The 14,843-nt window shown below is 48.8% G+C and carries 12 protein-coding genes; 7 read left to right on the top strand and 5 right to left on the bottom strand.

Features of this window, described 5'->3' with window-relative positions; all coding sequences use genetic code 11:
• Positions 1-65: 65 nt before the first annotated feature.
• Together MKY41_RS20425 and MKY41_RS20420 are read right to left on the bottom strand one after the other, a co-directional pair.
• Positions 66-791, bottom strand: coding sequence for an HAD-IIB family hydrolase (locus MKY41_RS20425; protein WP_340746798.1), 726 nt, complete (start codon positions 789-791; stop codon positions 66-68).
• On the bottom strand, positions 736-1,980 hold the full coding sequence (locus MKY41_RS20420) for a glycosyltransferase (protein ID WP_340746797.1): 1,245 nt from the start codon (positions 1,978-1,980) through the stop codon (positions 736-738). The genes MKY41_RS20425 and MKY41_RS20420 overlap by 56 nt, the downstream gene beginning before the upstream one ends.
• 208 nt (positions 1,981-2,188) lie before the next feature.
• Between MKY41_RS20420 and MKY41_RS20415 the strand changes: the two genes are divergently transcribed.
• Together MKY41_RS20415 and MKY41_RS20410 are read left to right on the top strand one after the other, a co-directional pair.
• A complete protein-coding gene (locus MKY41_RS20415; RefSeq protein WP_340746796.1) occupies positions 2,189-3,424 on the top strand; it encodes a cytochrome P450 in 1,236 nt (411 codons plus the stop codon).
• A gap of 320 nt (positions 3,425-3,744) precedes the next feature.
• Positions 3,745-3,897, top strand: a complete 153-nt coding sequence (locus MKY41_RS20410; RefSeq protein WP_340746795.1) for a Fur-regulated basic protein FbpA — start codon at positions 3,745-3,747, stop codon at positions 3,895-3,897.
• Between the two features lie 270 nt (positions 3,898-4,167).
• On the opposite strand, the gene bioA is transcribed toward MKY41_RS20410, so the two are convergent.
• Both bioA and bioD read right to left on the bottom strand, forming a co-directional pair.
• Positions 4,168-5,496: an adenosylmethionine--8-amino-7-oxononanoate transaminase gene (gene bioA / locus MKY41_RS20405; protein WP_340746850.1), complete on the bottom strand. Its 1,329-nt coding sequence runs from the start codon at positions 5,494-5,496 to the stop codon at positions 4,168-4,170.
• Positions 5,497-5,512: 16 nt separating this feature from the next.
• Positions 5,513-6,247: a dethiobiotin synthase gene (gene bioD / locus MKY41_RS20400; RefSeq protein ID WP_340746794.1), complete on the bottom strand. Its 735-nt coding sequence runs from the start codon at positions 6,245-6,247 to the stop codon at positions 5,513-5,515.
• Positions 6,248-6,341: 94 nt separating this feature from the next.
• Between bioD and MKY41_RS20395 the strand changes: the two genes are divergently transcribed.
• The gene (locus MKY41_RS20395) at positions 6,342-6,914 is read left to right on the top strand and encodes a biotin transporter BioY (RefSeq protein ID WP_340746793.1); all 573 of its coding nucleotides are present in this window, start codon (positions 6,342-6,344) and stop codon (positions 6,912-6,914) included.
• A gap of 86 nt (positions 6,915-7,000) precedes the next feature.
• Here the strand turns inward: MKY41_RS20395 and MKY41_RS20390 are convergent, their stop codons facing one another.
• The gene (locus MKY41_RS20390; protein ID WP_340746792.1) at positions 7,001-7,921 is read right to left on the bottom strand and encodes a patatin-like phospholipase family protein; all 921 of its coding nucleotides are present in this window, start codon (positions 7,919-7,921) and stop codon (positions 7,001-7,003) included.
• Between the two features lie 209 nt (positions 7,922-8,130).
• Between MKY41_RS20390 and MKY41_RS20385 the strand changes: the two genes are divergently transcribed.
• From MKY41_RS20385 to MKY41_RS20370, 4 genes are all read left to right on the top strand, one after another.
• Positions 8,131-9,960, top strand: coding sequence for an assimilatory sulfite reductase (NADPH) flavoprotein subunit (locus MKY41_RS20385; protein WP_340746791.1), 1,830 nt, complete (start codon positions 8,131-8,133; stop codon positions 9,958-9,960).
• Between the two features lie 30 nt (positions 9,961-9,990).
• Positions 9,991-11,715, top strand: a complete 1,725-nt coding sequence (cysI, locus tag MKY41_RS20380; protein ID WP_340746790.1) for an assimilatory sulfite reductase (NADPH) hemoprotein subunit — start codon at positions 9,991-9,993, stop codon at positions 11,713-11,715.
• 405 nt (positions 11,716-12,120) lie between these two features.
• Positions 12,121-13,485 carry a sigma 54-interacting transcriptional regulator gene (locus MKY41_RS20375; protein WP_340746789.1) on the top strand — a complete coding sequence of 455 codons (1,365 nt, stop codon included), beginning with the start codon at positions 12,121-12,123 and terminating at the stop codon, positions 13,483-13,485.
• 11 nt (positions 13,486-13,496) lie between these two features.
• On the top strand, positions 13,497-14,819 hold the full coding sequence (locus MKY41_RS20370; protein WP_340746788.1) for an aspartate aminotransferase family protein: 1,323 nt from the start codon (positions 13,497-13,499) through the stop codon (positions 14,817-14,819).
• Positions 14,820-14,843 lie beyond the last annotated feature (24 nt).

Raw genomic sequence — 14,843 nt, 5'->3', positions numbered from 1 at the left:
GTCTGGAGGTGTGCCATAATACAAAAAACAGCCCACGGGCTGTTTTTTGTGTTTCGAAACCTGAACTAGTTTTCATAGAAGTGGATCCAGGCCTCTTGAATGCCGCCGGCGCAGTGGGCGTTGGCGCGGAAGAGTAGTGGGTCGGGTTGAAGGATGGCGAGCTCTTCTTGGGCATTCCCGACAATGACGGATGGATACTCGAGGCTGAGCATGTCGAGATCGTTCCCAGAGTCGCCGGCGATGAGGACTTGCACATCGTCATGGGCGTACGTGCGAATGATATATTGGAGCGCTTCCCCTTTCCCGCTGTTGAGCGGCAGGATGTCGACATCCCGGTTGGAGCTGACGATTAATTTATGCGGCAGCCTCTCTTCGATGAGCGCTTCTTCCAGTTCGTAAATCATCGATTCTCCCCCCGATTGCATCGTGTAGGAGACCCGTTTTTCATTCGGCAAGGATTGCCTTTGCAATTGTGGGAATCGGGCGGCGACTTCTGCAATTTGGACCGGATGCCAATTCGCCTTCATGCGTGCGGCCCACTCGGCATCTTCGATGAAATGCTCGCCTACATAGATCGACGTCCCCACATCGGCAATTAGAATATCTGGTGCCGGCAACCCCTCCGTTTCTATTAAAGATAAGGCAGATGCCAGATGGCGGCCAGTCACATAGGTGAATGAAATTTCATAGGGCTGTTCCTCGTAATATTTCAGCAAGGATCGGAGCGCCTCTTCGTCACCCACTAACGTACCATCGAGATCGGTCGCCAACATATGCGTTTTGCTTTTCATCTAGGATCACCTCATACAAATTATCCATTTTTTCAGACAATGTTGACCATCGGAATGCTTGATTCGCATGAAGGAACGCTTTTTCTCCAAGCTCCTCTGCGTACTCCTGATTGACAAGCAGACTTTCCATCGACTCTGCCAATTGGGCTACATCCTCCTTCTTCACATGGATGCCGGTCACCCGGTCTTTCACCACATCCCGTAATCCGCCGACTTTCGAAGCGATGACCGGACATCCGCATGCTTGCGACTCCGCTGCTACCATGCCGAACGATTCATAATATGAAGGCACAATGGTGCTAATCGCCCCATTGAACAAATTCGCCAATTGCCTCTGTGTCTGGGAGCCGATGAAATCGATACGATGCTCCAACCCGGCGATCGCTTTTCGCAACGTTTTCTTCTTCGGCAATTTCGCGGAGGCGTCGACATTGGTCGGGTCCCCCCCTGCTATGATCAGTTTAGTCGAAGAAGGGACGCCATGGGAATCTACCAATCTTCGGAACGCATCGACCAATACGTAAATTCCTTTGGTCTTCTCCAATCTTCCGGCGAAAGCAAAATAGGGTGCCGATTCCAAAGCCGCCGTTTCATCCGGATAAAAGACGGGATCCACTCCAATGGATATGACATCGATCGGCGCTGGTTCCGGGACAAAGCCATGGATCAATTCCTTCTCGGATTCCGTAGTCGCCACAATGCGATCCACCGACCCAAGAATGAGCTTTTCTGCGGATAGGCGGGTCTTCTCCGCCACGCCGGTCGCCAACTCCTTCGCTTTTCCTAATGAATGATTGGTATGGATCCATGGAAGATTGAACTCTTTTTTCATATAAAGGCCCAGTACACCCGAAAGCCAATAATGGGTATGAATCAAATCATAAGAATCGACTGGAATGAGTCGTTTCATTTCATTATAAAATTGCGGCAACATGCCGAACATCTTATTCTTGGAGACGTAGTTCCGATTGCCGGCAGCAATCCGGATCACCCGGCAATTGCCGCCAAAATATTCGATTTGCGGGTCGTCAGGGTTTGCCCAATGGGTGATGACATCTACCTGGTTCCCATGTTCACAAAGCGCTTCCGCCAATTGTTTGACGTAGTTGTTCTGCCCGCCTGCTTGTTCACTACCCAGGGGAGCGAGTGGATCGCCATGATCTGAGATAAATAAGATTTTCTTCTGCAAAATACGAATCCCCTTTCCGCCTAAGTCTTTCGATAAAAATAGCAAGTTATTGCTATTGTTCTACTCACTCTATTTACCCAACAAAGATTTAGGTAAACGTTCCACTAGTTTGAGAGATCCTGTCGGAACGTGTGAGAGCAGTGGAAACAGGGAAGAGTGAAAAAAGCAGAAATGGATAAAAATTTGAAGAAAGAAGGTAGAACCGACTATGCAAAGACCGATTGAACCTGGGCTGGACCACTCTTTGGATTTATTGACGGAAGGCTATTCGTTCATCCGCAACCGCACAGAATCCTTCGGAGCACCGCTATTCGAAACACGTCTAATGGGAAAGCCGATGATTTGCATGACAGGAAAAGAAGCGGTTCAGTTGTTTTATGATGAAAATCGCTTTCAACGCCATGGCGCCATTCCGAAACGGATTCAGAAATCACTATTCGGCGTGGGTGGTGTCCAAACAATGGACGGGGAACTTCACGCTATTCGCAAGGAATTATTCCTGTCCCTCATGACGGAGGAGAAACTTGCAGAACTCCGTTCGCTGACAATGGCACAATGGCGGGTGTGGGCGGAGGAGCAGAAAGGCCGCGAAGTCGTGTTATTCGACGAAACGGAGGAGATCCTCTGTCGAGTCGCTTGCTTATGGGCGGGCGTACCGCTAAAGGATGCCGATGTCGGAATGCGCGCCTACGAGTTCGGCGCGATGGTCGATGCGTTTGGAGGGGTCGGTCCACGCTACCAGGAAGGAAAGAAAGCGAGGAAACGGGCCGAGCAATGGATTAAGCAGATAATCGAGAAATACCGTGCCGGAGCCATCGAGAGCGAGGAGGGAAAAGCGATCCAAGCGGTCGCGACTCACCGGGACGCGGACGGCCGCCTGCTGGATGCGCAGAGTGCAGCGGTCGAATTGATCAACGTCCTTCGCCCAGTTGTGGCAGTCGCCCGCTTCATCATCTTTGGTGCCTTGGCGTTGCATGATTTTCCGGTATACAAGGACAGACTGAAGGAACGCGAGGAGGATTTCCTCGAAATGTTCGCGCAAGAAGTGCGCCGATACTATCCATTCGCCCCGATGCTTGGAGCCAAAACCCGCTATGACTTTAAATGGAACGGCTACCGATTCGCCAAAGGAGAGACGGTGCTGCTCGATCTATACGGGACGAATCATGATCCGGAACTCTGGGAAGACCCGGATACTTTCCTGCCGGAGCGGTTTGCGGACAGGAAGGAAGATTTATATGATTTCGTGCCACAGGGCGGCGGAGATCCGAAAACCGGCCATCGATGCCCCGGCGAAAAAGCGACCGTGGAAATTATGAAAGCGAGCTTCCGCTTCCTGGTGGAGGAACTTGATTACGAAGTCATCGACGGCCAGGATTTAACCGTCAGCCACGTTCGCATGCCGACTTTGCCGAAAAGCCGGTTTATTATCCGGGTGAAATAGAGTGCTATCAATCACGCCTTGGCGTGATTGCGTCCGGATTTTTTCGAGCTCGCTCGAAAAGCTCCCCTTAAAAATCCGTGACATCCGCCGGCCGACAAAAACGCCACGTCCTGTGGCATTGTCGGCACTAGCACGTCCTGTGCGTCGGAGGCTTTATCTTTATTCAGCGGCAGTTTGAATACCAGCTGAACAGAAGAGTCTTACGCTGAATAAAGATAAGTTTCTTTTCACATGTTTAGCACCCCTCCATTTCGGGTAAAGTATGAATCGGGGTCCCCCCACCCCGCTCTCCCCTGCACATCAAGGAGGAAATATGCAACATGATGAATGTCGAAGAAACAAAAATGGATATGAAACGAGAAGAGATCATTCAAAAGCTAGTGGATAACGGAGTCTTTAAAATCCATGGAAAACAATTATACGAACTGCCCTTATACGCGTTGATGAAAGAGTATATGATCACCACCAAATGAAACAGGCTGTCCCGCATGCAACGGGACAGCCTGTTTTTGATTGGAAAAGGTATCGGCGGTTGGGCGGAGATATCAGCGGTTTCACAAAGTTATCAGCACTTGCGGAAACTTATCAGCGCTTGTACCTAGTTATCAGCACTCGCGGAAACTTATCAGCGCTTGTACTTAGTTATCAGCACTTGGAGAAACTTATCAGCACTTGGACTTAGTTATCAGCGCTTGGAGAAACTTATCAGCACTTGCGCCTAGTTATCAGCGCTCACTACTTCTTTACACCCCCACTCTCCCTTCCGCGTATGTCGTGGTTGCCCAGGCGATGCCTTCTTTTAAAATCCGTACCATTTCCCTCAATTGCGCTTCCGTTGTGGCAAGCGGGGGCATGAACACGACGACGTCACCGAGCGGTCGGGTGAGCATGCCGAGTTCCCGCATTTTCAATGTCGAGCGGTAGCCGACCCGCCATTCGAACGGAAACGGCTCTTTCGTCTTCCAATCCCGTACCAATTCAATCCCACACATGAGGCCGAACTGTCGGATGTCGCCGATATGGGCGAGCCCCCGCAGATCTTTCAACAATTCAGCGAGCAGTTTCGCTTTATCACTCGCTTGCTGCACCAACTGTTCCCGTTCAAAAATATCCAAATTCGCGAGTGCCGCAGCGCAGCCGAGTTGATTGCCCGTAAAGGAATGGCCGTGGAAGAACGTTTTCATATCTTCATATTTCCCGTAAAACGCATCATACACTCGTTCGGTCGCAAGTGTGGCCGCCACGGGCAAATACCCGCCAGTCAACCCTTTAGCCACTGTCATCAAATCCGGCCGCACACCCTCATGTTCGACAGCGAACATTTTCCCCGTGCGCCCGAACCCTGTCGCCACTTCGTCGACGATGAATAAAATATCAAATTCACGACAGAGGGCTTCGACCCCTTTTAAATACCCCCGCGGCATGATGTTCATCCCACCGGCCCCTTGTACAATTGGCTCCACCGTCATTCCCGCAATTTCACCGTGCCGCTTCTCAAATAAATCCCGGAGCGACCGCAAACTCTCCTCGCAGACCGTCTGCTCGTCGCCCGAAGGATGGCGATTAACGGCAGGGAATGGTACGACTAGCGCGTCAAACAGCAAAGATGTATACACTTTATGATACAGTTCGATAGATCCGACACTCATCGTCCCGACCGTATCGCCGTGGTAGCCGTTGCTTAACGTCACAAATTTCGTCTTCTCCGTCCGCCCTCTGTTTTGCCAATATTGATAAGCCATCTTCACCGCAATTTCTACCGCCGTCGCGCCGCTATCTGAATAAAATACCCGCGTCAACCCTTCCGGCGCAATGCCGATCAATCGTTCAGCAAGCAAAACGGATGGTACATTAGCCGCGCCAAGTAAAGTCGAATGGGCGATCGAGTCAAGTTGCTTCCGAATTGCTTCATCGATTTCTGTCTTGCGATGACCATGGACATTCAACCATAGAGACGAATAACCGTCCAAATATTCATTCCCGAAAATATCTTTCACAACGACCCCCTCGCCGCTTTCAATGATCAACGGATCTCGTTCGTAATCCGACATTTGCGTAAACGGCAGCCACATATATTTCTTACTCTTCTCAAGCAGTTGTTGTGGATTCACTCTTCATCGCCCTCCTAATCAATTCAATATCCCAATCCGCATGGAACTGTTTCCGCTCTTCCACGTCGGCCAGCGCCTCCCGGATATTCTCGCAATATGGCACAGAGCCGATGATTGGCACGCCGGCCAACCGCCGCACCATTTTCATATTGTCTTTCACAACTGTTTCTTCTTCATTATGTAAAAAGTTAAAAATAACCCCTGCAATCGGGAGGTTTCGCTTGCGCAACGCTTCAATCGTCAAAACGGTATGATTGATCGTTCCGACTCCGGCTTTTGCCACAATGATGGCCGGAACCGCCAGCTCTTCCATCCAATCGACCACACAATAACCGCCTGTCGTAAGCGGCACGAACAACCCGCCCGCCCCTTCCACGATGACCGTGCCATTGGCCGTTTCCAACTCCTCAATTCTTGTCCGAATCAATGAAAAATCAATATTCACCCCTTCCAGATCTGCCGCCAGATGAGGGGAGCATGCCTTTTTCAATAAATAAAGACAAGCATCACCGGCCTGTATATCCCCCCTGACCAATCGGTACATTTCCGGATCAGGCGCCACCCAACTGCCGTCCTGCTCCACCGCTCCCGATTGAATCGGCTTGAAAGGGAAATTGGAATACCCATGCTTGTCCAGAAAGCTTGTCAATAATGTAGTCACCACTGTTTTCCCTACATCGGTGTCGGTTCCTGTTACAAATAAAACAGCCATCGCAAAACCTCCTATAAAATATGTGTTAACTTATTTAAAATTTATGTTAACATATATTTTGTACAACTACAATTACCAATTGGGAGGGGAAGAAATGAAAACGAAAGACATCGTCATATGCGCATTATTTGCAGCATTGATGGGAGTGGGGGCGAATGTGGCACCTTTATTGACAATCGGCGGCGTGCCGATCACACTGCAATTGTTGTTTGCCATTGTGGCAGGCGGCTTGATTGGAAGCAGATTGGGGGCGTTTTCGATGGCCGCCTATTTATTCATCGGCTTGGCGGGCGCGCCGATTTTCGCGCAGTTCAAAGGAGGACCTGGGAGCATTTTCAGTCCGACATTCGGCTATGTCATCTCCTTTATCTTCGTCGCGTATATCGTCGGAAAGTTTTTCGAACGGGAAAGAATGAATTGGTTTACTTACATCGGTGCCGGCTCGTTGGCCATCCTTGTCAACTACGTAATCGGAACGAATTATATGTATTTCGCATTCAAATACTGGGTGGCGGCACCCGAAGGATTCAGCTATCTCATGGCGTGGTCTTGGATGGGAGCATATTTACCGTTAGATATCGGCGTGACGATCCTATCCTTGGTCTTGATTCCACGCTTGCAAAAAGCACTCAAGCGGCAGCCCATAGCAAACCAGCCCGCCGCTTGAAATTGGTGCCAGGCACCCAAACAAACGTGAAAGTTCAAACATTCACGTTTGTTTGAACTAACGTGAATGTTTCCGTGCCTGGCACCTTATCCGATCTTGCCACCGCGAATGACACGGATCGGGCTGCCGGCGTTCCATGTATTCAGGAATTGCCGGGTGCGTAGGCGGCCGGTTTCCAGCAGACTGTCCTTCTGCCCTTCATCCAAGTCGAATTGCGTGGAACTGATATCATCTACTGGAATGAAAACAACGTCTTTTTCCAACTCACGGTCAATATATTTTTCATCATGGGCATTTTTCATGGCTGAAAAGAGGGCTTCGAATAGATGCAAGGCGTTGTCGATCGTCCTCCCTTGCATCTCCTCTTTCCGCCGGCTCAGCTTAATGCCGAGCAGCGGCCGTTCCCTGCCCCCTTCCTCATCATCAAAAATCCACATCGGAAAATTGCTCAGGACCCCCCCATCGACGACAATCGTCTCACCTTCCGCCTGCAAGCGAATCGGTTCAAAAAAATACGGTATTCCGCAACTCATCCGCAAGGCGCGGGCAATGGAGAAATTTCCGCTGTCAATCCCGTACTGCTCCAAATCATCGGGCAAGACGAGGAGCTTGCCATTCGTCAAATCTGAAGCGACCAACTTCAAGGTACCGGGCGGCAAGTCAGCAAACGTATAAACCCCTTTTCGGGCAAGCTGTTCAAGGAACCACATTTCCAATTCTCTGCCCTGATACAGTCCCATCCGCCAATAGAGCGCAATCCACTTCATAAACGGCAAAGGAATGACCGTTTTTCGCGGATCCAGCAATGATTGGAAGTCCATCTCTGTCAGCATCGATTCAATTTCCTTTCCGGTATACCCCGCTGCCAGAAAACTCGCCAGGATAGCCCCGGCACTCGTTCCAGCAAGGCGCTGAAAACGGTAGCCTTTCTCTTCTAATTCCTGGACGGCCCCTACCAATGCAAAGCCCTTCAATCCTCCTCCCGAAAATACCCCATCGATGATCATATCTTCCCTCCCTCTTTTTCTATGCCTCTTACACTGTAGGAATACGACCCAATAAATAGAACAAAATTATGATTCTTATAAAACCTACTTGACTAATAGGATTAATAATAATAAAATTCAATTAACTCTATGCATCTCCCAATCCCGAAACTGGTGATTTGGCCGCTTGCATACAGGCAATCAAAATACAATTTGTGAGGTTGATTCCGTTGGTATTACAAGTGAAAAACAGTCCTTTCGATGAAGAACAGGTAGAGCTCCTCAACCGTCTTCTCCCAAACATCACGGAAGCGCAACAATTCTGGTTAAGCGGGTATCTGACCGCTTTGAACAGTTCTGCGGCATCCACTGGCACTGCGGTATTGGAGCAGCCGGAAGCCAAGGTGGAACAGATTGTCGCTGTGAAGGAAGTTACAGTCCTCTTCGGATCCCAGACTGGCAATAGCCAAGGGATTGCCGAGGAACTATCACACAAACTAAAAGAGCAAGAGTTTAATGTGACACTCACTTCCATGAACGACTTCAAACCAAATGCGCTGAAAAAACTGGAACATTTGCTCCTTGTCGTCAGTACACAAGGGGAAGGCGATCCACCGGACACCGCCATTCAATTCCATGAATTTCTGCATGGCAAACGGGCTCCAAAACTGGAGCAGTTGCGCTATTCCGTCCTTTCATTGGGAGACAGCTCGTATGAATTTTTCTGCCAAACTGGCAAGGAGTTTGATAGCCGGCTGGAGGAATTGGGTGCTACCCGACTGGCCCCCCGTGTGGATTGCGATTTGGACTATGATGAACCGGCCGCCGAATGGTTTGAAAATGTAATAGGCGCTTTAAACGAAATCACAGGGACCTCTGTCCGTTCACCACAAGATTTATCCATTGCCATTTCTGCCGATTCTGGCCAATCCACCTATTCACGGACCCGTCCTTTCCAAGCGGAAGTTTACGAAAACATCAATTTGAACGGCCGCGGTTCCAATAAAGAGACACGTCATTTGGAAATATCCCTGGAAGGATCGGGATTAGAATATGAACCAGGCGACAGTTTAGGCATTTATCCGGAAAACGATGTGCAATTGGTCGAAGCCATGATCCAAGAAGCCGGATGGAATCCGAACGAATCCATCCCAATCAATAAGCAAGGTGAACGCCGCTCTCTACGGGAAGCACTGCTTAACCACTATGAAATTACCGTTCTGACCAAGCCGCTTTTGGAACAGGCAGCACAATTTACCGCTTCGGACAGTTTGCAAAATTTATTGAAACCGGAAAACGTCAGAGAGTTGAGAAATTATCTGGAAGGACGGGACCTGCTCGATGTCTTACGTGATTTCGGGCCTTGGAATGCTTCGGCCAACGAATTCACCCAACTTTTACGCAAACTGCCACCCCGACTGTATTCGATTGCCAGTAGTCTGCAAGCCAATCCGGAAGAAGTGCATGTGACAGTTGGCGTTGTCCGCTATGAGTCTCACGGACGCAATCGGAACGGAGTATGCTCGGTTCAGTTGGCGGAACGGGCGGAACCGGGAAGTACATTGCCCGTCTATATCCATAAAAACCCGAATTTCAAGCTTCCTGAAAACCCGGATACACCGATCATCATGATTGGCCCAGGTACAGGAGTCGCCCCATTCCGGTCGTTCATGGAAGAACGGGAGGAAACCGGCGCTGCCGGAAAGTCATGGCTGTTTTTCGGCGATCAACATTACGTGACAGACTTCCTGTATCAAACCGAATGGCAACGGTGGTTGAAAGAAGGCGTCTTAACAAATCTGGATGTGGCGTTCTCCCGGGATACGGATGAGAAAGTCTATGTCCAACATCGGATGCAGGCCCATAGCCATGAGCTCTATCAATGGATAGAAGAAGGTGCGGTCCTCTATATTTGCGGAGACGAACAGCATATGGCGAAGGACGTCCATGCAGCGTTGATCTCGATTCTGGAGCAAGAAGGCAGCATGAGCACGGAAATGGCCGAAGCCTATCTGACCAAGTTACAACAGCAAAAACGTTATCAACGCGATGTGTACTAAGTCCAACTTGAAAGGGGAAAATGTAAAACCATGACTAAAACGATACCTATTCATATACAAGATGGACCACCGAGTGATGTGGAAACCATTAAAGAAAAAAGCAATTTCTTACGAGGGACTCTTGCCGACACGATGAAGAATGATATCAGTGCGGGTATCCCCGATGACGATAACCGGTTAATGAAATTCCATGGCAGCTATTTGCAAGACGATCGCGACTTGCGGAATGAACGGCAACGGCAGAAACTGGAGCCAGCATACCAATTCATGGTACGTGTACGGACCCCCGCCGGTGTGGCAACGGCAAAACAATGGCTCGTATTGGATGAATTGGCTCATAAATACGGCAATGGAACTTTGAAATTAACGACGCGTCAAGCATTTCAAATGCACGGCATTTTAAAATGGAATATGAAAAAAAATATACAGGAAATCAATGCAATCCTCCTCGATACGATGGCAGCGTGCGGAGATGTCAACCGTAATGTTATGTGCAGTCCAAATCCCGACTTGTCTGATGTGCACACAGAAGTTTATCAATGGGCGCAGCGATTAAGCGATGATCTGCTGCCGAAAACGAATGCGTATCATGAAATTTGGCTGGATGATGAGAAAGTCGTGGATAGTACAGAAGAAGCCGAAGTCGTGGAACCGATGTACGGGGCGCTTTACTTACCCCGGAAATTCAAGATCGGTATTGCCGTACCCCCCGCGAATGATGTGGATGTATTTTCCCAAGATATCGGGTTGATCGCCGTTGTAGAAGATGGGAAGCTACAAGGATTCAACGTCGCGGTCGGCGGAGGGATGGGAATGACCCATGGTGATACGGATACGTACCCTCAATTGGCTAGAGTTATCGGATTTTGCCGCAGTGAACAAGTTGTGGAAGTGGCCGAGAAACTGATAACGATCCAGCGGGATTACGGAAACCGTTCCGTCCGGAAATATGCCCGGTTTAAATATACGATTGATGCACGCGGGCTAGATTGGCTCGTTGGCGAGCTGACGGAGCGACTGGGCTGGGCCTTGGAGGAAGCGCGTGCGTATCACTTCGACCATAACGGCGACCGGTATGGCTGGGTGAAGGGATCAAATGGCAGATGGCAGTACACCCTTTTCATCCAGAATGGACGGGTGAAGGATTTTGATGGCTATCCGCTCATGACGGGGTTACGTGAAATCGCGAAGATCCATACCGGTGATTTCCGGTTAAGCCCGAATCAGAACTTAGTGATCGCGGGCGTGACAAGTCAAAAGAAAGCAGCCATCTCGAAGCTGATCGAGCAATATAATTTGACGGATGGCAAGCAGCATTCTGCGCTCAGACGGAATTCACTGGCCTGCGTAGCTTTCCCGACTTGCGGATTAGCCATGGCAGAAGCGGAACGCTATCTCCCTTCCCTGATCGATAAGCTGGAAGTGTTACTGGATGAAACCGGCCTGCGGGATGAAGAGATTACCATCCGGATGACCGGTTGCCCGAATAGCTGCGCACGTCCTGCGTTGGCGGAGATCGGTTTCATTGGAAAAGGTCCGGGAAAATATAATCTGTATTTAGGCGGCGGATTTTCCGGTAATCGACTCAGCAAAATATATCGGGAAAACATCGGAGAAGAAGAAATACTGAAAGAGTTGCAGCCGATCCTCACCCACTATGCAAAAGAGCGGGAGGAAAAGGAGCATTTCGGCGACTTCGTCATCCGAACCGGTTATGTGAAAGAAGTGACATCAGGAACAAATTTCCATGATTAAGTCAGACCAATGCAGTCATTGAGTTTATAACTTGCCTCAACTCAAATTGATTAAAAAATGGGTACCTGCAAACCACTTGTTTGCAGGTACTCTTTGATTTCTTTCAATACTACTGTTTCAGTGTATCTTTTGCTCACTGGAATTTTCATTGCCAGGACTTGATTTACCGGGTAATGGCTTCCCCACTTCCTTCCCGAGGAATTCCCCTTTTCAGGTTTTTCAAGATTCGTCATTATTCACATATAAATACCTATACATGTATGAATATACATGTTATACTCATTCATATCATTGATTCAGCAAATTATCCCTTCGAGAATCATAAATCTTCAGAAAACCTAGTATCCTTTATTTAACTTCAAATAATAATTCAATTTTGAATAAAAGCGTTTGGGAGGTGATTCAATGACAGGCTTTTTCTTACATCCAAATTCAAAAGAAGAAATTATTGATACATACGAAGAGGATATCATCGTGACGAATGCCGCAGGTTATATCGTAAAGGCGTCGCATATTAGTGGTCGGCATTATGACATCAACGCCGAGGAACTGCTTGGGAAGTCCGTATATGACCTGGAGAAAAGAGGGATCTTTTCTCCGGCCATCACACCACTCGTTCTTCAGCAGAAAAAGAAGGTGGTCGTTATCCAAACGACGACAACCGGTCAAAAAGTGCTGATTACAGGCATGCCTTTCTATAATGAAGCGGGAGAAGTCGAGTTTGTCCTTAGCTATTCGTATGAACTATCCGAACTCCTTGTCATCCATGATTATATGAAGGAACTGGAACAGGAAATGTTGCTGGCAAAAGGGGAACTTTCTTTGCTCCGAAAAGAAAAACTGTCAATTGACGGGCTGACGATTGAAAGCAGGTCGACGCGGGTCGCTTACGAAACGGCCCGGAATGCGGCCCCTCTCGATGTGTCGATCGTCATTTGCGGCGAACAAGGAACGGGAAAGTCAACGATGGCAAAAGTCATCCATAAGGAAAGCGGCCGAAAAAATGGTCCTTTCATCGAAATTGACTTTGAAACGATGCCTGAAGCGATGTTTGAACGGGAACTATTCGGCAGCGAATTCGAACAAACGGAAACAGGATTGTTGACGCTTGCCTATGGAGGGACGCTCTTTTTAAAAGGTGTAGACAAACTTCCCCTCCATCTACAATCAAAGTTGTCGCAAATCTTGAAAGAGCGGAAATATACACCTGTGGGAGCGAAGATGTCCCTTCCACTCGATGTGCGACTGATCAGCTCTTCCGAAACCATATTGGCAGAAGCTGTTTCCGAGAAGGCATTTCATCAAGATTTGTACTATTTGCTCAACATTGTTCCGATTCAGTTACAGCCGCTTCGGGAACGAGAAGAAGATGTCCGTGTGTTGATCACCACGTATCTTGAGAAATTTTCAACAGCCTATCGAACGGTGAAAAAACTATCAGACGATGTCTATTTTCACTTATGTCATCTCGATTGGCCCGGGAATCACGGAGAACTGATCAATGTCATGGAACGGCTTGTGGTCCAAAGCCCATCCACGGTCATCACCGTCCAAGACTTGCCACCGGAGTATCGCAAGGAAACCGAGAAAGACTTATCGCGGTTTCAACTCGAGGGCCAATCGTTGCCCCATCTGTTAGAATCTGTGGAAATGAAAGTGCTACGGGAGGCGCAGCTGCGCTATCGAACGACAACGGAGATTGCAAAAGCTCTCGGCATCAGTCAACCTTCTGTCGTTCGTAAATTAAAAAAATATTTCCATATTGAATAGGAGAATGCAGGATGCAACAAAAAGTAGATTCACAACAAGATTGGCATCATATGGTGGACCATATCGGCAATTTCCTTGCCCCGAGCATGGCGAAAGACCACCCGAACCTCCCCGTCGTCAAGGCAGAAGGCTGTTACTACTACGGCGTGGACGGCAAGCGATATTTGGATTTTACATCAGGCATTGCAGTCGAAAATGTCGGTCATCGCCATCCGAAAGTCGTCCAAGCGATCAAGGACAGTGCAGACCATCTAATTCACGGTCCATCGGGTGTCATCATTTACGAATCCATTTTAAAGCTGGCAGCTGAGCTGCAAAACGTTTTACCGTCCGGGCTTGATAATTTCTTTTTCGCGAATAGCGGGACCGAAGCCATTGAGGGTGCCTTAAAACTGGCGAAGTACACAACAAAGCGTCCTTATGTCGTTTCGTTTACCGGTTGTTTCCATGGACGTTCCATCGGCGCATTGAGTGTGACGACGTCCAAAAGTAAATATCGTAAACATTTACAACCTTCGTGGCTCGCTTATCAGCTACCTTACGCGATGCCGGAATATCTTCCGGAGGGTGCGGATCCGGATATTTTCTTCCCGGAGAAACTGGAACAGGACGTCAAAAAACTGTTCAACCATCAAGTGGATCCAGAAGAAGTCGCCTGTATGATTATCGAGCCGGTCCTCGGTGAAGGCGGCTATATCATTCCGCCTAAAACATGGCTGAAAAAAATCCGAGAAATTTGCGATCGACACGGTATCCTTCTTATTTTTGATGAAGTCCAAACCGGATTCGGCCGCACGGGCAATTGGTTTGCTGCGCAGACATTCGATGTGAAACCGGACATCATGGCGATTGCGAAAGGGATTGCCGCCGGACTTCCACTGAGTGCGACTGTCGCTTCGAAAGAACTGATGGACCAATGGCCGCTTGGCTCTCACGGGACAACATTTGGAGGAAATCCGATCGCCTGCTCCGCCGCCCTCGCTTCACTCGAAGTGATGAAAGAGGAAAACTTATTGGATAATGCCACGAAGATGGGTGCTTATGCGAAGGAACGCCTGCTTGAGATAAAAGCTAAATATCCGGTCATCAAGGATATCCGAGGTGTCGGACTGATGCTTGGCATTGAACTCTGTGATCCCGAAACAGGGGAACCGGACGGGAATGCTGTCATGGAAGTCCTCGATCTATGCTTGGAAAAAGGCGTACTCTTCTACCTTTGTGGGAATTCCGGCGAAGTAATTCGGATGATTCCGCCTCTCACGGTCACAAAAGAGCAGATTGACAAAGGGTTAGCGTTTTTGGATGAAGCCTTACAAGAGTTTGGAAATCGATGAATGCTTTTGCACATCACGACTGAC

The organism is Sporosarcina sp. FSL W7-1349 (assembly GCF_038003045.1).
Taxonomy (GTDB): Bacteria; Bacillota; Bacilli; order Bacillales_A; family Planococcaceae; genus Sporosarcina.
The sequence above is the reverse complement of the archived record's forward strand: the minus strand, read 5'-3'. Positions and strand labels throughout refer to the sequence as shown.

Excerpts from the sequence above, each read along its gene's own strand:
- MKY41_RS20375 (WP_340746789.1), top strand. The coding sequence starts at position 12,121 with ATGACAGGCTTTTTCTTACATCCAAATTCAAAAGAAGAAATTATTGAT.
- MKY41_RS20410 (WP_340746795.1), top strand. The coding sequence starts at position 3,745 with ATGATGAATGTCGAAGAAACAAAAATGGATATGAAACGAGAAGAGATC.
- MKY41_RS20390 (WP_340746792.1), bottom strand. The coding sequence starts at position 7,921 with ATGATCATCGATGGGGTATTTTCGGGAGGAGGATTGAAGGGCTTTGCA.
- MKY41_RS20415 (WP_340746796.1), top strand. The coding sequence starts at position 2,189 with ATGCAAAGACCGATTGAACCTGGGCTGGACCACTCTTTGGATTTATTG.
- cysI (WP_340746790.1), top strand. The coding sequence starts at position 9,991 with ATGACTAAAACGATACCTATTCATATACAAGATGGACCACCGAGTGAT.
- bioA (WP_340746850.1), bottom strand. The coding sequence starts at position 5,496 with ATGTGGCTGCCGTTTACGCAAATGTCGGATTACGAACGAGATCCGTTG.
- bioD (WP_340746794.1), bottom strand. The coding sequence starts at position 6,247 with ATGGCTGTTTTATTTGTAACAGGAACCGACACCGATGTAGGGAAAACA.
- MKY41_RS20370 (WP_340746788.1), top strand. The coding sequence starts at position 13,497 with ATGCAACAAAAAGTAGATTCACAACAAGATTGGCATCATATGGTGGAC.
- MKY41_RS20425 (WP_340746798.1), bottom strand. The coding sequence starts at position 791 with ATGAAAAGCAAAACGCATATGTTGGCGACCGATCTCGATGGTACGTTA.
- MKY41_RS20395 (WP_340746793.1), top strand. The coding sequence starts at position 6,342 with ATGAAAACGAAAGACATCGTCATATGCGCATTATTTGCAGCATTGATG.